Annotated in this window: 15 protein-coding genes; 8 read left to right on the forward strand and 7 right to left on the reverse strand. The window is 68.2% G+C overall.

Translation table 11 applies throughout. From position 1 onward, the window contains the following. Window positions 1-405 precede the first annotated feature (405 nt). A complete protein-coding gene (locus JC616_RS11040) occupies window positions 406-1080 on the reverse strand; it encodes a glutathione S-transferase family protein (protein WP_227108252.1) in 675 nt (224 codons plus the stop codon). 30 nt (window positions 1081-1110) lie between these two features. After that, window positions 1111-1584 (reverse strand): Lrp/AsnC family transcriptional regulator, encoded by a 474-nt coding sequence (locus JC616_RS11045; protein ID WP_227108254.1) that lies wholly within the window; start codon window positions 1582-1584, stop codon window positions 1111-1113. Window positions 1585-1720: 136 nt separating this feature from the next. Here JC616_RS11045 and JC616_RS11050 point away from each other — a divergent pair, with 136 nt between their 5' ends. Continuing rightward, the gene (locus tag JC616_RS11050) at window positions 1721-2761 is read left to right on the forward strand and encodes a histone deacetylase family protein (protein ID WP_227108256.1); all 1041 of its coding nucleotides are present in this window, start codon (window positions 1721-1723) and stop codon (window positions 2759-2761) included. 131 nt (window positions 2762-2892) lie between these two features. Continuing rightward, window positions 2893-3087 carry a hypothetical protein gene (locus JC616_RS11055; protein WP_107799178.1) on the forward strand — a complete coding sequence of 65 codons (195 nt, stop codon included), beginning with the start codon at window positions 2893-2895 and terminating at the stop codon, window positions 3085-3087. A 225-nt stretch (window positions 3088-3312) separates the two neighbouring features. Here the strand turns inward: JC616_RS11055 and JC616_RS11060 are convergent, their stop codons facing one another. Further along, window positions 3313-4419, reverse strand: coding sequence for an acyl-CoA dehydrogenase family protein (locus tag JC616_RS11060; protein ID WP_227108258.1), 1107 nt, complete (start codon window positions 4417-4419; stop codon window positions 3313-3315). Window positions 4420-4629: 210 nt separating this feature from the next. Here JC616_RS11060 and JC616_RS11065 point away from each other — a divergent pair, with 210 nt between their 5' ends. The 3 genes from JC616_RS11065 (at window position 4630) to sbcC (ending at window position 9819) form a co-directional block, all read left to right on the forward strand. Further along, complete coding sequence (locus JC616_RS11065; RefSeq protein WP_227108260.1) at window positions 4630-5103, forward strand: hypothetical protein; 474 nt, start codon at window positions 4630-4632, stop codon at window positions 5101-5103. 73 nt (window positions 5104-5176) lie between these two features. Then, window positions 5177-6397: an exonuclease subunit SbcD gene (sbcD, locus tag JC616_RS11070; protein WP_227108263.1), complete on the forward strand. Its 1221-nt coding sequence runs from the start codon at window positions 5177-5179 to the stop codon at window positions 6395-6397. Next, entirely contained in the window at window positions 6394-9819 is a 3426-nt protein-coding gene (gene sbcC, locus JC616_RS11075) for an exonuclease subunit SbcC (protein WP_227108265.1), read from the forward strand. The genes sbcD and sbcC overlap by 4 nt, the downstream gene beginning before the upstream one ends. Before the next feature lie 141 nt (window positions 9820-9960). Here sbcC and JC616_RS11080 read toward each other — a convergent pair whose 3' ends face one another. Beyond that, complete coding sequence (locus JC616_RS11080; protein ID WP_107799173.1) at window positions 9961-10440, reverse strand: GNAT family N-acetyltransferase; 480 nt, start codon at window positions 10438-10440, stop codon at window positions 9961-9963. Window positions 10441-10526: 86 nt separating this feature from the next. Between JC616_RS11080 and JC616_RS11085 the strand changes: the two genes are divergently transcribed. Beyond that, window positions 10527-11462, forward strand: coding sequence for a LysR family transcriptional regulator (locus JC616_RS11085; RefSeq protein ID WP_227108266.1), 936 nt, complete (start codon window positions 10527-10529; stop codon window positions 11460-11462). Between the two features lie 152 nt (window positions 11463-11614). Here JC616_RS11085 and JC616_RS11090 read toward each other — a convergent pair whose 3' ends face one another. Continuing rightward, complete coding sequence (locus JC616_RS11090; protein WP_227108268.1) at window positions 11615-12283, reverse strand: class I SAM-dependent methyltransferase; 669 nt, start codon at window positions 12281-12283, stop codon at window positions 11615-11617. A 144-nt stretch (window positions 12284-12427) separates the two neighbouring features. Here JC616_RS11090 and JC616_RS11095 point away from each other — a divergent pair, with 144 nt between their 5' ends. Then, on the forward strand, window positions 12428-13093 hold the full coding sequence (locus tag JC616_RS11095) for an O-methyltransferase (RefSeq protein WP_107799170.1): 666 nt from the start codon (window positions 12428-12430) through the stop codon (window positions 13091-13093). Between the two features lie 179 nt (window positions 13094-13272). On the opposite strand, the gene JC616_RS11100 is transcribed toward JC616_RS11095, so the two are convergent. Beyond that, a complete protein-coding gene (locus JC616_RS11100; RefSeq protein ID WP_227108270.1) occupies window positions 13273-14826 on the reverse strand; it encodes an MFS transporter in 1554 nt (517 codons plus the stop codon). A gap of 158 nt (window positions 14827-14984) precedes the next feature. Here JC616_RS11100 and JC616_RS11105 point away from each other — a divergent pair, with 158 nt between their 5' ends. Further along, window positions 14985-15890: a LysR family transcriptional regulator gene (locus tag JC616_RS11105; RefSeq protein ID WP_227108272.1), complete on the forward strand. Its 906-nt coding sequence runs from the start codon at window positions 14985-14987 to the stop codon at window positions 15888-15890. A gap of 7 nt (window positions 15891-15897) precedes the next feature. Here JC616_RS11105 and JC616_RS11110 read toward each other — a convergent pair whose 3' ends face one another. Continuing rightward, on the reverse strand, window positions 15898-16917 hold the full coding sequence (locus JC616_RS11110; protein WP_227108274.1) for a transporter: 1020 nt from the start codon (window positions 16915-16917) through the stop codon (window positions 15898-15900). Between the last annotated feature and the right edge of the window lie 176 nt (window positions 16918-17093).

Consider the following 17093-nt stretch of genomic DNA (forward strand, 5'->3'; position numbering starts at 1 on the left):
AATCCTGCAAGACGGCGTTGCGATACAAGATCGACTACTTCCGTCGTTGTCCACGATGAACCTTTGCAGTATTTGAGATGCCCGGATTATAGGGGGCTTTACGAGGATAGGCAATCCTGAATCAAACTTTTTTACATTTTTGTGTGCGGCGCAACACTAAATAAGCCATGGGCATGGGATGGAATGAAAAACGGCGTCGCAATGCCTGAAGCCGGGTCTTCAATGCGGCGGATATTCGCCGTTTATTAATATAAGAAACGGTTCAAAGTCTCGCGAGCCAGAACAAGACAAGGCGAAAACGAGCGTAAGAGCGGAATTGCTCGTGGCGCATGAGCCTGTTGAGCTCGCACTCACCCTGCAAGGCTTCACGAAGCGCGGCAGACTTTGAGCCGGTTTCAGCAGGAATCAATCGTCGCCGTAAGCGTAAGGCCCGCCTTTTTCCAGCGCGGCCCGATAGGCCGGCCGCGCATGGACGCGGCGAAGGAAGTCCAGCGCATGCGGATGTTCCCGATTCAGATAACCGCGCGCGCGCGCGGCTTCCAGCGGAAAACTCATCTGGATGTCGGCGGCGCTGAAGACGGGGCCGGCGAACCAGCCGTGGCGGGCCAGGCAGCGGTCGGCATGGCTGAGCAGCGCGTCCAGCTGCGGTTGCAGATAGGCGCGACGGACGCCGGCGGCCAGTTTGCGCGCCAGCGGCCGCAGCAGCCAAGGGACCGGCGGCCGGTCCAGCCGCGAGAACACCAGGCTCATCACCAAGGGCGGCATCAGCGAGCCTTCGGCGTGGTGCAGCCAGAACAGGTAGTCGCTGTGCTCCGGTGCGCCGGCGGCGGGCTTGAGCCGGCCTGAGCCGTAGGTGTCCACCAGGTAGTCGACGATGGCGCCGGATTCGGCCAGGGTCAGCTCGCCGTCGCTGATCACCGGGGACTTGCCCAGAGGGTGCGCCGCCTTGAGTTCCGGCGGGGCGAGCAGGGTGAGCGGATCGCGCTGGTAGTGCTGAATGCGGTAGTGCAGGTTCAGCTCCTCCAGCAGCCAGAGCACGCGTTGCGAGCGGGAATTGTTCAAGTGGTGGACGGTGATCATGGGCGGGTTCTTCCATTGCGCCGGAGCGCGCTAGATGGGGAGCCGGCTGCCGGCCTTGACTTCGCGCAGCGCCAGGCTGGAGTGGATGGAGTGCAGGCCCGGGGTGCGGCGCAGCACGGTTTCGATGAAGTCGCTGTACGCGTCCAGATTAGGCGCGACCACTTGCAGCAGATAGTCGGCGTCGCCGGTGATCTTGTGGCAGGACAGCACCTCCGGGCGCTCCCGCATCCGGTCTTCAAAACGATTGGGCGCGTCGTCGGCGTGCTGGCCGAAGCTGAGCCGGACAAAGGCCAGCACATCATAGCCCAGCTTGCGGCGGTCCAGATTGGCCTGGTAGTCCTTGATGTAGCCGGCTTCCTCCAGCCGCTTCAGCCGCCGCCAGCAGGGGGTGACGCTGAGGGACAGCCGTTCGGCCAACTTGGGGTTGGACATCGCTCCGTCCTGCTGCAGCAAGCGCAACAGAGTTAGATCCGTATCATCCAGCGGGGTTTTGAGTCTATTCATGCTCAATAATCGCTTTCAATATTGCTTTCTTGCTCCAGATTAGCGCCGAAGGCGGGGCAAAAGCAAAACTATTCCAGCGGCCGCGGCGCATACTGGGGCCTTGCCTTATTCAAGCGAGAAACGAGGAGGGACGGGGATGTTGACGATTTACAGCGACGCGCACCATCTGCACCATGGTTGCGAGTTGAAAGACGGGGTCTTGATGCCCTGTTTCGAGCAGCCGGGGCGCGCCGACACCATCTTGGCGCGAGTGAGGGCGACGGGGCTGGGCCCGGTGGCCGCGCCGAGCGAATACGATAGCGAACGTTACGCCCGCGTGCACAGCCAGCGCTATGTACGTTTTCTGGAACGGGCCTGGGACGAATGGACCGCCGCCGGCCGCAGCCACGACGCCTTGCCGCTGATCTGGCCGGTGCGCGATCTGCGCGGCGACATCGAACCCGAATTCATCGACGGCAAGCTGGGTTTTTACGCGATGGACGCCGGGGTGGCGATTACCGCCGGCACCTGGAGGGCGGCGCGCGCCAGCGCCGACGTGGCCTTGACCGGCATGGACGCCTTGCTGGCGGGAGAGAAAAGCGCCTTCGCGCTGTGCCGGCCGCCCGGCCACCACGCGGCCGCCGAGTATATGGGCGGCTACTGCTATCTGAACAACGCGGCGATCGCGGCGCAGTCCTGCCTGGACGGCGGCGCGGCCAGGGTGGCCTTGCTGGACGTGGACTACCATCACGGCAACGGCGGGCAGAGCATTTTTTACGAGCGCGACGATGTGATGTTTCTGTCCTTGCACGGCGATCCCAAATCCTCCTACCCGTATTTTTCCGGCCATCGCGACGAGCGGGGGCGGGGCGCCGGCCTGGGCTTCAATCACAATTACCCGCTGCCGCACGGCACCGGCTGGCCGGCCTACGGCGAAGCCTTGCGCCACGCTTGCGGGCAAATAGCCGCTTATGCGCCGGACGCGCTGGTGGTGTCGCTGGGCGTGGACACCTTCAAGGATGACCCGATCAGCCAGTTCCGCCTGGAGAGCGAAGACTTCCTGCGTCTGGGCGCATGCATCGCCGGGCTGGGTTTGCCGACGCTGTTCGTGATGGAGGGCGGTTATATGGTGGACGATATCGGCGTCAACGCGGTGAATGTGTTGACGGGCTTCCAGGCGGGCGGCGTAGGCGTTTGACCTGGGTCAGCCCGGCGGCGAATAAATCGCCGGGCCGCCGGCCGGCAAGCCGAACTTGTGAAAAAAATGTAAAAAGCATAGAGTGGCGGGTGTAAAATTGCTTACACCCGACAACTTCAGAGTTATTTCTCATGAAAAGCGGCCATCCCGACTCCGCAGATCGAAGTCCCAGCGCGTTTTATCAGCATTTTTCGCCCAACCTGCCCCTGGCGGGCAAACGCCATGTCAAATGGCGGCTCAGCGCCCGACAGGAGGAAGTCTTGCTGCATGCGGCGTTGATCGCCTGTATCGCGCTGGTGGGGCTGTTCGCCTATCTACGCCACTAAGCGCCCGTTCCAAGGAATCCATTCAAAGTCCGCCGCGCTTCGTGAGGCGTGGCGCGGCGAGCGCCGGCGTTCGGCATGCTCGCGCGCCCCTCGTACATTCCGCTTTCTCAGCCGCAACGCCTTGTCTCGCCTTAGCTCGCGAGATCGTAAACACGTTCCAAGGCCCGCCGGCAAAGCCTTATCCTGCGTTGCGCAGCGCGAGGCGGGGCGAATTTTGAACGGCTTCTAAGCCGGCTGCGCCTGTTCCGCGAGATCGATTTCGCGTCGCAGCTGTTTCAGCGTCGGCGTCACGATGGCGATGAAGCTGGCCTCGCGCAGCCGGCGCTGCGCCGAATGCGACAGCAGAAAGCCGGCCGCGCCGGCGTGCAGCTGAGCCGACATCGCCGCGCGCAGACACAATTCGCCCACTGCGGCGCGCAAGCGCAGCACGCTCAAGGGTTGAACCTGGCCCGCCTCGGCCTGAGGCGCCAGCGTTTTCGCCTCGCGCCACAAACCGGCCAGTTCGGCCGCCAGATCCTGATACGAGTGGTCCAGCCAGCGATTCTGCTCGCCGTCGCGCAGATTGGCTTCCTGGATGTCGTCCAGGCAGCCTTGCACAATGCCCAGGCCCGCCGCCGCCTGCGCCAGCACGAAGCCGGGGCGGACGCGCCGTATGAAGGCGGCGAAGTCGGCTGGTTCCGCCGCCACCCGCTCGGCGGGCACCAACACCTTGTCCAGCCTCACGCTCAATGTGCGGGTGCCGGCCATGCCGGCGGTGGGCGGCCCGTCGCAGAGCCGTACCCCCGGCGCGTCGCAATCGGCGACGAAGACCAGCTTGCCGCCGTCCGAAGCGGCCGCCGCCGCGGCGAACACATGGCCGCCGCCGATATTGGACACCCAGGGCAGATCGCCGGATATCCGATACCCGCTGGGGCAAGGTTCGGCATGCAGCCGCAGCGGCTCAAGGCCGGCCAGGTGCTTGATGGCGTTGGACAGGCCGGGGCCGCCCAGCTGCCGGCCCGCGGCCAGTTCCGTCATCAGCGATCTCAGCTCCGCCCGCGGCGCCGCGTGGCGCAGCAGCCAGACGCTGGCGCTCTGGCACCAGGCTAGAAAGGCGGTGCTGCCGCAAACCGCGCCGACTTCGGCGATGGCCGCCATCGCCGCGACCAGGCCCGGCCCGTCGCCGGCTTCCGTCGGCAACAGGGCCGCGTAGGCGCCGTCTTCTCCCAGGCCGCGCAATATCTCCTCCGGATAATATCCTTGCTGATCGATGGCGGCGGCCAGCGGCGACAGTTGCAGGCGGACGCGTTGGTCTACGCGGCGGAGCAGGGCGAGGGATTCGGCTTGGTGCATGGCGCGGGGAGGGGCGTGGTTGATTTCAGCGGCATTCTGGGCGGGATAGACGGCGCTGTCTATGTGTACAGCATGACATCTGTCCCTGCCGATTGAGCGCGCGGCGGAACTTGTCCGCGCCATCGCGGCTCTATCTTTTTTATCATTGACACCGTTCCCGCCGCGCTTTGGCGCGGGCAGTTCATAAGCGCGGAACGGGGAAAGGTTCCGATGAGCGCATCTCCCACTCTATCCCTTGGCCTGCTGCTGGCCGCGCTAGGCCTGGCAGGCCCCAGTCTGGCGCTGGACCTGGACCTCAAGCCGACGCCGCCCGAAACGGCGAGCCCCGCGGCCAAGCCGCCGCCGGGCTGGAGCCTGGGCTACGACAGCAAACGCTTCAGCTATCCGCCGTCCGAGCGCACCCGCCTGCTGGCGGACCAGGCGCTGCGCAGCAAGCAAGAGCCCAAGACGCCGGTGGACTGCCAAAGCCATCCCGGCTATGCCTATTGCCAGCCCAAGGGCGCCGAGCGCGCCTACGCCTCCGCGCCGCCCCAGCCCATGGGCAGCGCCAAGCTTTGCGATCAGGACCCCTATTCGCCGCAATGCGCGGACAGCGCCTTGCAGCTGCATACCCGCAACAGCAATTGCGCGCCGGACGATAGAAACTGCCAGGGGCTGGGTCTCAGCCTCAAGTGGGGCGACTGAGCCGAGGTCCGGGACTGGACGGGACGCGGCAAGCCGGTAAACTGCCGGGCATTGAACCCACACAGCGGCCGGCATGCGCATCCTCCACACCTCGGACTGGCACTTGGGCCAGCATTTCATCGGCAAAACCCGCCTGGCGGAGCACCAGGCCTTCATCCACTGGCTGCTGGAGCAGGCCGACGTCCACCGGGCCGACGTCGTGCTGGTGGCCGGCGACATTTTCGACACCGGCGCGCCGCCCAGCTACGCGCGCGAACTCTACAACGGCCTGATCGCCGCCGCTCATCGCGCCGGCGTGCAACTGGTGCTGCTGGGCGGCAATCACGACTCCGTGGCCACGCTGGCGGAAAGCCGCGCGCTGCTGTCCTATCTGTCCGCCAGCGTGGTGCCGGCCCTGAGCGAGGACCCGGCCGATCAGGTCCTGATGCTCAAGCGCCGCGACGGCGAGCCGGGCGCGCTGCTGTGCGCTTTGCCCTATATCCGCCCGCGCGACGTGCTGCGCAGCCAGGCCGGCCAGAGCGCCGAGCAAAAGCAGCAATCCTTGCAGGACGCCATACGCGAACGCTACCGGCAGGTGTACGAGCAAGCGCTCCGCCGCCGCGAACAATTGGGCCTGCCCCTGCCCATCGTCGCCAGCGGCCACCTGACCACGGTGGGCGCCAGCGCCAGCGAATCCGTGCGCGAAATCTACGTCGGCGCGCTGGAAGCCTTTCCCAGCAACGCCTTCCCTCCGGCCGACTACATCGCCCTGGGCCACATCCACCGGCCGCAGAAAGTGGGCGGCCACGAGCACATCCGTTACAGCGGCTCGCCCATCCCGCTGAGCTTCGACGAAGCCGGCCAGGGCAAGGAGGTGTTGCTGGCGGAGCTGGACGAGCAGGGCCTAGGCTCCGTCCGGCCGCTGGCGGTGCCTTGCTTCCAGCCCTTGCGCTCGGTGCGCGGCAGCCTGGCGCAGTTGCCGGCGCTGTTGGCGCAGGCGGCGGAGGCCGGCAGCGCGGAACGGCCGGTCTGGCTGGAGATCGTGGTCAGCGCCGACGACTACCTGAGCGATCTGTCCGCCCGCGCGCAGGCGCTGTGCGCCGACCTGCCGCTGGAGCTCTTGCGCGTGCGGCGCGACCGCGGGCAGGCCGCCTCAGGGCTGGCCTCGGCCGCCGGCGAAACCCTGGACGAACTGACGCCGCTGGACGTGTTCGAGCGCCGGCTGGCGCTGGAAACCCTTGATCCGCCGCTGCAGGAGCAACTGCGGCTGCGCTATCGCGAAACCCTGGCCGCCTTGCGGGAGGAACAGGCATGAAGATACTGAGCCTGCGCCTGAAAAACCTCAACTCGCTGCAAGGCGAATGGAAGCTGGATTTCAGCGCCGAACCCTTCGCCGGCAGCGGCTTGTTCGCCATCACCGGCCCCACCGGCGCCGGCAAATCCACCTTGCTGGACGCCATCTGCCTGGCGCTCTACCACAAGACGCCAAGGCTGGACGCGGTGACCCAGGGCAGCAACGACATCATGAGCCGGCACACCGCGGACTGCCTGGCGGAGGTGGAGTTCGAAGTCAAAGGCCGGCGTTACCGCGCCTTCTGGAGCCAGCGCCGCGCCCGCGACAAGCCGGACGGCGCGCTGCAAGCGCCCAAGGTGGAGCTGGCCGACGCCGACGGCGAGATCCTCAGCAGCCAGGTGGCGGACAAGCTCAAGCGCGTCGAAGCTATCACCGGCCTGGATTACGAACGCTTCACCAAGTCCATGCTGCTGGCGCAAGGCGGTTTCGCCGCCTTCCTCAACGCCGACGCCAACGCGCGCGCGGAACTGCTGGAAGAACTGACCGGCAGCGAAATCTACGGCTTGATCTCGCAACAGGTGTTCGAGCGCGCCCGCGACGCGCGCCAGACCCTGGAGCAATGGCAGGCGCGCGCCGACGGCGTGGAGCTGCTGGAACCGGAGCGGCGCGCGGACATGGAGGCCAGGCTGGCCGCGCTGGGCGCGGCCTCGCGCCAGGCGCAGGCGGACTGGGAGCTGGCGCGCAAGCAATGGCAGTGGCGCGAAGCCCTTGAACAGGCGCGGCGTCAGAGCGCGGACGCCGACGAGGCGTGGCGACGGGCCTGCGAGCAGGAAGCGCGGGCGGAGCCGGAACTGGCGTGTTTGCGCCGCGACGAGCCGGCGCGGCGCATCCTGCCGCAATGGCGGGAAACGGAACAGGCGCGGGCGGAGCTGCTGCGTCTGAGCGCGGAAAGCCAGGCGCTTGGCCATGCGCAAGCGGCGCGGAACGCGGACTGGCAGGCCGGCCATTGGCGGGCCTTGAGCCAGGCCCGCCGGCTGGAGCGGACCCAAGGAGCGCGTCTGGACGCGCTCAAGGCCGCGGCGGAGGAACAAGAGGCCGCCGCCCGGCGTCTGGGACACCACGCTCGCCTGGGCGAGTTGCTGGAACGTTGGCGCGCCGGTTTCGATCAACAGCAGCGCTTGCGGCAACAGCGCGACGGCTGCGCCGCGCGCGTCGCGGAGCTGGACGCCCGGACGCTGAACCAGCGCCAGGGCCTGGCGGCCTTGAACGCGGAGACCGAGGCGGCGGAAGGGCGCGGCCTGGAGACCGCCGCCGCGCTGCGGCGGGCGGAAGAGGGCGGCCGGGCGGCGCTGGACGGCCGCAGCCTGGCCGAATGGCGCGAGCAATGGCAGCGCGCGCTGCGCCAAAACACGGCCTTGCGCGGCCTGGAGACGCTGGCCGCCGAGCTGAAGCCGCTGGAAGAGCGGCTGGCCGGCCGGCGCGAGGAAAGAGCGGCGCAGGAGGCCGAGCGAGCGCGCCGCGACGCCGACTTGCAGCGGCTGCGCGCCGATTACCGGCTGGCGCAGGAACAAACGGCGGACAAGCGGCGGCTGCTGGAGCAGGAGCGGCGCATTCTCAGCCTGGAACAGCACCGCGCCGCCTTGCGGCCGGGCGAACCCTGCCCCTTATGCGGCGCTTGCGAGCACCCGGCGGTGGCCGCCTATCAGGCGCTGGACATCGGCGCCGCCGAAGCGGCCTTGAACGCCAAGGAGGCCGCGCTGGAGACGCTGCGAGAACAAGGCCAGCAGGCGGCGGCGCAGCTGGCGCGCGACGAAGCGCAGCTGCGCCAGCTGGACGCGGCGACGGAACAGGAACAAGCGCGCCGCGAAACCCTGGCCGCGCAATGGCTGAGCGAGGGCGCGCCCTGGGGACTGGCGGACGGGGACTGGCGCGGACCGCGGCTGGAACAGGCCTGCCGGGACGCGGAAGGGCTGCAGCAGCGGCAGGAAAGCGCGCTGCGCGCCGCCGAACAGGCGGAAGCGGCGCTGGAACGGGCGCGCGCGGACGCGCGGCGGCAAAGCGAGGCCGTTCAGGCGCTGGGCCAGAAACGGGCCTTGCAAGAACACGGCCTGCGTAGCCTGGAACAGAGCCTGCAAACGCTGCGGGACGAGCTCGCGCAGCGCGAGGCCGAGCTGCGGGAACTGGCCGGCGGCCGCGACGCCGACATCGCCGCCGCCGGCTTCGACGCCCCGGAAGCGGGGCAGGAGGCCGGCTGGCTGGAACAGCGCGCCGCCGACTGGCGGGACTGGAAAGATTTGGAACAGGCTCGCCGGCAAGCGGAAACCGACGCGGAGGCCCAGGCCGCCGCGCACCGGCTCGCCGGAGAACGCGTCGCGGATTGGGACGCGCGCTGGCGGGCGCTGCGGCTGCCGGACGGCGCGCCGCCGCAGGAGGACGGCGACGCCGAGGCCGCCTGGCTGGCCGCGGTCGCGGATTGCGAGGAATCCGCGCGGACCCTGGCCCAGATCCAGGGCGCGCTGGAACGGGCGGAGAGCGACGCCGCGCGCCAGCGGCGGCGCGCCGAGGACGCGGAACAGGCTTGGGCCCAAGCCTTGGCCGCCAGCCCGTTTGCGGACGCCGCCGCCTTTCTGGCGGCGGCCTTGCCGGAGGCCGAGCGCGAGCGCTTGAGCGCGCTCGGCCGGCAACTGGAGCGGGAAAGGCTGAGCGCGGCGGCGCTGCGGCAACAGGCCGCGGAACGGCTGGCGGCGCTGGAGCGGGACAACGCCTCGCCGCAGCCGGAACCGGAATTGCGCCAGCGCATGGAAGCGCTGGACGCCGAGCGGCAAAGCCTGGCCGGCGAGGACGGCGCCTTGCGCGCCTTGCTCGACAACGACGCCGCGCGCCGCGACGGCCAGCGCGAGCTGTTCGCCCGCATCGACGGGCTGCGCGAGGAGGCCGACGTCTGGCAGCGCTTAAACGGCCTGATCGGCTCCGCCGGCGGCGACAAATACCGCCGCTTCGCCCAGGGTCTGACGCTGGAGCATCTGGTGGCGCTGGCCAACCGCCACCTGAGCCGGCTGCACGGCCGCTATTGGCTGCGCCGCCGCGCCGACGGCGAGCTGGAGCTGGAAATCGTCGACAGCTGGCAGGCCGACGCCGCGCGCGACACCCGCACCCTGTCCGGCGGCGAAAGCTTCCTGGTCAGCCTGGCGCTGGCGCTGGCCTTGTCCGACCTGGCCAGTCACAAAACCTCGATCGATTCGCTGTTCCTGGACGAGGGCTTCGGCACTCTGGACGGCGACACGCTGGAACTGGCGCTGGACGCCCTGGACGCGCTCAACGCCGGCGGCAAGACCATAGGCGTGATCAGCCATGTGGAGGCCTTGAAGGAGCGCATCCCGGTGCAGATCCGGGTGGGCCGGGCCGGCGCCGCCGGTTGCTCCGCGCTGACGGTGAGCGGCTAAGAAGCTGTTCACGATCGGCTGCGCGTCGTTGAGAGGCGACCGGGTGAGGGCCGCTTCGAAATGCTGATGCGCCGCGTGTGCATTCGGCTTCCTCAGCGGTTTTCGCCTCGCTCTGGCTTGGAGACCATGAACAGGCCCGCCTCAGCCGGCGGCGAAGTCGGCGAGCGCGGCGCCGTCCATCCGGTAACGCACCCATTCCGCCTGCGGCTTGGCGCCGATGGACAGGTAAAAGTCTATGGCCGGCTGGTTCCAGTCCAGCACGCTCCATTCGAAGCGGCCGCAGCCGTGTTCCACCGCCAGCTGGGCCAGGCGGCGCAGCATCAGCTTGCCGGCGCCGCCGCCGCGTTGCCGCGGCGAAATATACAGGTCTTCCAGATACAGGCCCTGCTTGGCTTGCCAGGTGGAATAGCTGAAGAAGTAGACGGCGTAGCCGGCCGGTTCGCCGTCCACCTCGCAAATCAGCGCCCGCGCCGGGCTGTCCGCGCCAAACAGGCTGGAGACGATGCTGTCCTCGGTGGCGGCCACTTGATCGCCGGCGCGTTCGTAGACGGCCAGTTCCTTGATGAGGCGCAGGATCAGCGCGGCGTCTTGGGCTTGGGCGGGGCGGATATGGATGGACATGGACGGAACCTGAATAGTGGTGAATGGATTAAGCGCTATACTACGGCCAAGACAAACTGCATGTGCTGCATTGTTTTCAAGTCATGATGAACATCCTGCATTCCGACCTGCGCCGCTTGGACCTGAATCTACTGCTGGTCTTCGACGCCTTGCTGCGCCAGCGCTCGGTCAGCGCCGCCGCCGACGAACTGGCGATGAGCCCGTCGGCGTTCAGCCACGCGCTGGCGCGGCTGCGCGCCGCCCTGGGCGACGATCTCTTTGTGCGCATCGGCAATGCGATGCAGCCCACCGCCTACGCGGAAAGACTGGCCGGCGCGGTGAGCGCCGCGCTGGAAACGCTGTCGCAGGGGCTGGCCGAGGCCGGCGGTTTCCAGCCGGAGCGCAGCGAACGGGCTTTTGTGATCGCGGTGACCGACTACACCGCCTTCGCGGTGATGCCGCGCCTGCTGGCGGGCTTGCAGCGGGCGGCGCCGCGGCTGCGCTTCAAGCTGGTGCATTCCCGCGGCCGCGAGTCCGCGGAAGACCTGGCCGCCGGCCGCATAGACTTCGCGCTGGGTTATGTCGAGGAGATTGCGGAGCCGGCGGCCGGGATTGAAAGCTTCGATTGGCTGGAAGACCGCTACGTGGCCATCGTCAGCCGCGCCCATCCGCGCATCCGGGACGGCCTCAGCCTGGATCAATACCTGGCGGCGCGCCACGTGGTGGTGACGCCCTGGGGAGAAAGCCGCGGCGGCATCGATCGCGCGCTGGAGCGCCGGGGCCTGCGCCGCGACGTGGCGCTGCAACTGCCGTCGGTGCTGGCCGCGCCCTTCATCATCGCGGAGTCCGAATGGATCATGACGCTGCCGCGGCTGGCGGCGCAGGCCTTGAGCCAGGCCGCGCCCATCGCCGCCCACGCCGCCCCGTTCGATATCCCGTCCTACACCCTCAAGGTGTATAGCCACGCCCGCCACGGCCGCAGCGCCGCCCATGATTGGCTGCGCGCGCAATTGCGCGCCTGCGCGCCGTCGCTTCAGGCTTAGAAGGTGTTCACGCTCTTGCGAGCGAGAGCGAGACAAGGCGTTGCGGCTGAAGAAGCGGAGTGTTCCAGAGGCGGACGAGCATTCTGACGCCGTACTCGCCGTGTAAGGCTCCACGACGTGCAGCAGATCGTAAACAGGCTCTTAGCGCCGGCTCAGCCCAGCCGTCGCGTCCAATGCCCCTGGATGCGCAGGGCCTGGAAATAGCGCTCCGGCGCGGCGAAACCGGCGTTTTGCAGCAAGGCCCGCTGTTCGGCCTCGGTCAAGGGGTGGAAATCGCGCTCCAGCTTGAGCCGCATCTGGGCGGCGTCCTCCGCGCTCATGCCCAGGCTTTGAGAAGCGTGGCCGCCGGCGGCGGCCAGCGCGGCGGACGGCGCCGCGGCAAGGTCGGCCAGCAGCAGCGGGGCCTCCGGCCGCAGCCTGGAACGGGCGGCGCTCAGCAGCGCCCGCTTGGCCGGAGAAGGCAGGAAATGCAGCACCAGCAGGCAGAGCGCCGCGTCGAACTCCGTTTCCGGCAAGGCGTCCAGCGCGCAGGGACGGAAATCCACGCGGGCGGCGACATCCGCTTGCTCCAGGCGCCGCCGCGCAATGGCCAGCATGTCGGCGGACGGGTCTTGCGCGCAAAAGCGCCAGCCGGAATGCCGCCGCGCCAGCGCGAGGGTGTCGCTGCCGGTGCCGGCGCCGACGATCAGCACGCGCGCATCGGCGGGCAACAGGCCGGCGAGCAAGGCCTCGCTCAATTGGTGCAGCAGGGCGTAGCCCGGAATCAGCCTGGCGATGCGCTCGTCGTAGCCGTCGGACCCGCCGCCTTGAAATCTGTCCATACCTTTTCCCCTTAAAAACGAGGCGCCCTGGGCGCAATGACAGGCGTGGCGGCGGCTGGGCCTGAAATGCGCTTATCATGGTGGCTTCAAGCATGCGCGGTCAAGCCGGGCCGTTGTTCGGGGCGGCCGCGCCAGGAGAAGCCGATGCAAGCAGAATGGAGCGGTCTGGACCGCTATTACACCGCGGCGCTGCGGGTGGAGGACGGCGTCTTGAACGGCGCGCTGGCGGCCAACGCCGCCGCCGGCCTGCCGGCGCAGGACGTGTCGCCGCTGCAAGGGCGCTTTCTGCATATTCTGGCGCGTTTGATGCAGGCGCGGCGGGTGCTGGAGATCGGCACCCTGGGCGGCTACAGCACCATCTGGCTGGCGCGGGCGCTGCCGGCAGACGGCCGGGTGGTGACCTTGGAAGCCAATCCGGCGCACGCGGACACGGCGCGGGCCAATCTGGCCGCCGCCGGCGTGGCGGACAAGGTGGAACTGCGGGAAGGCCCGGCGCTGGACAGCCTGCCGCTGCTGGCCGGGGGCGAGCCCTTCGATCTGATCTTCATCGACGCAGACAAACCCAACAACCCGGCTTATCTGGAATGGGCGCTGAAGCTGGCGCGCCCCGGAGCCGCCATCGTCGGCGACAATGTGGCGCGCGGCGGGGCGGTGGCCAATGTGGTCAGCCAAGACCCCGGCGTGCGCGGCGTGCGCCGCTTCATAGAAGACATGGGCGCCGAGCCGCGGCTGACAGCCACCGCGCTGCAAACCGTGGGCGTCAAGGGTTGGGACGGGTTTTCCATCGCCATCGTCAATGAAACGGCCTGAGAATCTGTTTACGATCTGCTGCGCGTCGTGAGACGTGACACGGTGAGTGCCGCTTCGAAATGCTGATGTACCGTGACACTCCGCTTTCTCAGCGGTTTTCGCCTTGTCTCGCCTGAGCTCGCAAGATCATAAACTCGTTCCGAGCGCCGGCTCGCGGGAAGGCAAACCGGCGCCCGCGCTCAAGAGCAGGCGGAGTCCAGCGCCGGATTCGCGTCCGTTTCCTCCGTCTGCGTCTGAGCGACGCCACGCAGGAACAGCGCCACCACCAGCGCGCTGAGCACGGTCAGGGCGGACAACAGCGTCAGCAGCCGTTGGAAGGCGGCGGCGTAAGCCTGGGACAGCGCCTCCGGCGCGAGGCCGGGCAAGAACTCGCCGACGGCGGCCAGCTTGCCCAGCGCCCCCTGGCTGGCGGCCGCGGCCAGCGCCTGGGGCGCCGCCGCGGACAAGGGGGCGAGGCGTTGTTGCAGCAGGGCCGCCAGCAGCGCGCCCACCAAGGCCAGCGCAATGCCTTCGCCCGCCACCCGCGTGGTGCTGAATATGCCGGCGGCCATGCCGGCGCGCTCCTTGGGCACCACGCTGACAGCCAGACCGTCCATCAGGCCCCAGGGCAGGCTGATGCCCACGCCTATCAGCAGCAAGGGCCACAAGGTCTGTTGCAGCGCGGACAGCTGCGGATAGCGGCTAAGCCACCACAGCCCCAGCGCGCACAGCAGCAGGCCGCCGGCGGACAGAACCGCGGCGGACAGCCAGCGCGTCAGCCAGGCCGCGCACAGCGGCAGCGCCAGCATGGGCGCGGACAAGGCCAGCATCACCCGGCCGGCCTCCGCCTCGCTGACGCCTTCCGCCCCCACCAGGCGCAGCGGCAGCAGCACCAGCAAGACCACGAAGGCGTAAGCCGGCGCGGCGGCCAGACATTGCACGCCGACAAAGCGCGGATAGCGGAACAGGCTCAGGTCCAGCATGGGACGCGCCGCGCGACGCTCCAGCGCCACGAACAGCCAGAACGCGGCTACGGCCCCCAAGAGCAGGGCAATCACCCGTGGGCTGCCCCAGCCCAGCTCCGGCGCCGCCAGCGCGCCGTAAGTCAGCAGGCTCAGCGCCAGCGTGAAGCTGAGCGCGCCCGGCCAATCCAGGCCGGCGGCCTGAGGGTCGCGCGATTCGCGCATGCAATAGACGGCCAGGCCCAAGGCGAGCAGGCCCACCAGGCCGGCCAGCGCGAAGATGGAACGCCAACCCAGCGCCTGAATCAGATAGCCGCACAGCAAGGGGCCAAAAGCCAGGCCGATGCCGAAGGTGGTGCCTATCAGGCTGAAGGCGCGCGTGCGCGCCGCGCCGGCGAAGCTTTGCGCCAGCGCCGCCAGGCCGCTGGCGAAGGACAGCGCCGCGCCCAGGCCCTGGGCCGCGCGCAGCAAGTCCAGCCACAGCAGGCTGCCGACCAGGAACAAGCCCAGCGAGGACAGGGAGAACAGGCCAATGCCGAGCAGAAACACCCGTTTGCGGCCGTATTGATCGGCCAGCGCGCCGGCCGCCATCAGGCAGCCGCCGAAAGTGAGCATGAAAGCGTTGGTGACCCAAGTCAGGGCCAGCGCGTCGCCGCCCAGCTCGCGGCCTATCGCGGTCAAGGCCAGCGCCGGGCCGGTGAAGCTGAGCGGCGTGGTCAGCGCGGCCAGGCAGACCGCGGCCAGGGTCAGTAAAGGAGCGCGTTGGGAGGGCGCCGGTTTGGAGGGATGCATGATTTCGCCTTTCAAAGAGTGGGACAAGCGCCCGCGCGGCGCGGCGGGCGGATGCGGATGGTCATTGGGCGAACACATGATAATTTGACGGCAATTGACGAAAAACAGGCGCTGTGTCCAAATTAAGCGGACAAAAAATCCTCAATAAGGACGTAGGCATGGATAGTTTGAGCAGTTTGGCCGCTTTTGTACGCGCCGCGGAGGCGCAAAGCTTTGTCGGCGCCGGCCGCGCGCTGGGCGTGTCCTCGTCCGCCGTGGGCAAGAGCGTGGCGCGGCTGGAAGAAAAACTGGGCGTGCGGCTGTTCCAGCGCAGCACCCGTCATGTGCGGCTGACGGCGGAGGGCGAATTGTTCTACGAACGCTGCCGCCGCATCCTGGACGATATCGACGACGCCGAGGCCGAACTGGCGCAGAGCCGCGCCGCGCCGCGCGGCAAGCTGCGGGTCAGCCTGCCGGTGGTGGGGTATCGCATGCTGCTGCCCATCCTGCCGGACTTCATGCGGCGTTATCCGGAAGTGGAGCTGGACCTGGATTTTTCCGACCGCATGGTGGACGTGATAGAAGAGGGCCTGGACGCGGTGGTGCGCAGCGGCCCGTTGGCGGATTCCCGGCTGATGGCGCGGCCCTTGGGGCCGTTCCGTCTGCTGGTGGTGGGCTCGCCGGGCTATCTGCGCGAGCGCGGCGCGCCGCAAAGCCCGGAGGACCTGGCCCATCACGCCTGCCTGCGCTATCGCTTCCCCAGCACCGGCAAGCTGCAGACCTGGGCGCTGGACGGCGCGCCGGCCGGCCAGGACTGGCCGCCGAGCAGCGCCTTGAGCTGCAACAATATCGAGGCGCTGATCTGCGCCGCCAGCCAGAATCAGGGCCTGGCCTACTTGCCGGACTTCATCGTGCGCGACGCGCTGGCCGCCGGGCGGCTGCAAATCGTGCTGGAGCCCTATCTGGGCCAGACCGGCATGTTCCATGTGCTGTGGCCGTCCAGCCGCCAGTTGTCGCCCAAGCTGCGCGTCTTCGTGGACTTCCTATGCCAGCGCATGTTCGCGGCGGCGGGCGGGGCTGCGTGAGGGCCGCCTACGCGCCGCGCTGACGGCGGAAAGCCCACCAGGCGGCCAAGAGGCTGAAACCGGCCACCAGCAGCACCAGCACCCAAAAGCCGTGCGGATGATTGGCCAGCGGCACGCCGCCCACGTTCATGCCGAAGAAGCCGGCGACGATATTGATGGGCAGCGCCAGCACCGTCACCAGGGTCAGCGTGAACAGGGTGCGGTTGCTCTGCTCATTCAGGCGCGCCGCCAGTTCTTCCTGCAAAAGCTTGATCCGTTCCACCAAGGCGGCCAGATCGTTCAGCGTCAGCGCAAATTCCTCGGAGGATTGGCGCAGCGCCTGCGCGTCGGCCGCGTCCAGCCAGGCCGGCGGCCGGTTCAGCAGGCGGAACAGCGCGCTGGGCTCGGGCGCCAGCAGGCGCTGCAAGCGCACCAGGGAACGCCGCATCGCCGCCAGCTGCGCGCGCTGATCGTCCAGCCTTTGCGCCAGCAGCCTGTCTTCCAGTACATCCACCTGCGCGCCGCTGGCGCGCACAATGCCGGCCAGCGCATCCGCCTGGTTCTGCAGCAAATGCACCAGCAAGGCCGCCGGCGAGCGGAAGGCCGCGCCGGCGCGCACCGCCGCGCGCAGCCGGTCCACCGAGTGCAGCGGCTTGACGCGCGCGGTGATCAGCACCCGCGGGTGAGCATGCGCCCACAGGGTGGCGATGTCCGACGAGGCCAGGCCAAAGCTGAAAGCCACGTCGTTGATTACCGCCAGCAAGGCCTGATCCAGCAATTCGATGCGGGTGGAGTTGGAGCCGCCGCGCAAGGCCTCGAAAAAATCCTCCTGCAAGGGCAAGGCCGCGCGCAGCCAGCGTTCGCTGGCGGCATTGGCCAGATTGAAATGCAGCCATAGAAAGGCGTCGCCGTCTGGCGGCGCGCGCAGCCAGGCTTGCGCCTGAGCGGAATCGATCTCTTCGCCGGCGCAATCCGGATGAAAACGAAAGCCGCAGATCAGCCCGGCCTGGTCCGAGCCGTATTGCTGCTGGGTAATGACGTGGTTCATGGCGCGCGGCCGACATGGTGGAATACAGCTCAGCTTAGGCGCGGCGGATGACGAAATGGTGACGATGAGATGAAGGGAAGGGGCCGAAGTTTTTGGGAGCGCGCTTTTGTTTTCTTATAGCGGGAAATGGTGCCGCTGATTTTGCTCAGCTTGGTGACGGTGAGGATTGACGTATG

The sequence above is a fragment of the Chromobacterium rhizoryzae genome (genome assembly GCF_020544465.1).
Taxonomy (GTDB): Bacteria; Pseudomonadota; Gammaproteobacteria; order Burkholderiales; family Chromobacteriaceae; genus Chromobacterium.

Bases quoted from the DNA above. Each gene is read 5' to 3' on its own strand.
- JC616_RS11085 (WP_227108266.1), top strand. From the start codon at position 10,527: ATGAACATCCTGCATTCCGACCTGCGCCGCTTGGACCTGAATCTACTG.
- JC616_RS11105 (WP_227108272.1), top strand. From the start codon at position 14,985: ATGGATAGTTTGAGCAGTTTGGCCGCTTTTGTACGCGCCGCGGAGGCG.
- JC616_RS11040 (WP_227108252.1), bottom strand. From the start codon at position 1,080: ATGATCACCGTCCACCACTTGAACAATTCCCGCTCGCAACGCGTGCTC.
- sbcC (WP_227108265.1), top strand. From the start codon at position 6,394: ATGAAGATACTGAGCCTGCGCCTGAAAAACCTCAACTCGCTGCAAGGC.
- JC616_RS11060 (WP_227108258.1), bottom strand. From the start codon at position 4,419: ATGCACCAAGCCGAATCCCTCGCCCTGCTCCGCCGCGTAGACCAACGC.
- JC616_RS11045 (WP_227108254.1), bottom strand. From the start codon at position 1,584: ATGAATAGACTCAAAACCCCGCTGGATGATACGGATCTAACTCTGTTG.
- JC616_RS11095 (WP_107799170.1), top strand. From the start codon at position 12,428: ATGCAAGCAGAATGGAGCGGTCTGGACCGCTATTACACCGCGGCGCTG.
- JC616_RS11110 (WP_227108274.1), bottom strand. From the start codon at position 16,917: ATGAACCACGTCATTACCCAGCAGCAATACGGCTCGGACCAGGCCGGG.
- sbcD (WP_227108263.1), top strand. From the start codon at position 5,177: ATGCGCATCCTCCACACCTCGGACTGGCACTTGGGCCAGCATTTCATC.
- JC616_RS11065 (WP_227108260.1), top strand. From the start codon at position 4,630: ATGAGCGCATCTCCCACTCTATCCCTTGGCCTGCTGCTGGCCGCGCTA.
- JC616_RS11090 (WP_227108268.1), bottom strand. From the start codon at position 12,283: ATGGACAGATTTCAAGGCGGCGGGTCCGACGGCTACGACGAGCGCATC.
- JC616_RS11050 (WP_227108256.1), top strand. From the start codon at position 1,721: ATGTTGACGATTTACAGCGACGCGCACCATCTGCACCATGGTTGCGAG.
- JC616_RS11100 (WP_227108270.1), bottom strand. From the start codon at position 14,826: ATGCATCCCTCCAAACCGGCGCCCTCCCAACGCGCTCCTTTACTGACC.
- JC616_RS11080 (WP_107799173.1), bottom strand. From the start codon at position 10,440: ATGTCCATCCATATCCGCCCCGCCCAAGCCCAAGACGCCGCGCTGATC.
- JC616_RS11055 (WP_107799178.1), top strand. From the start codon at position 2,893: ATGAAAAGCGGCCATCCCGACTCCGCAGATCGAAGTCCCAGCGCGTTT.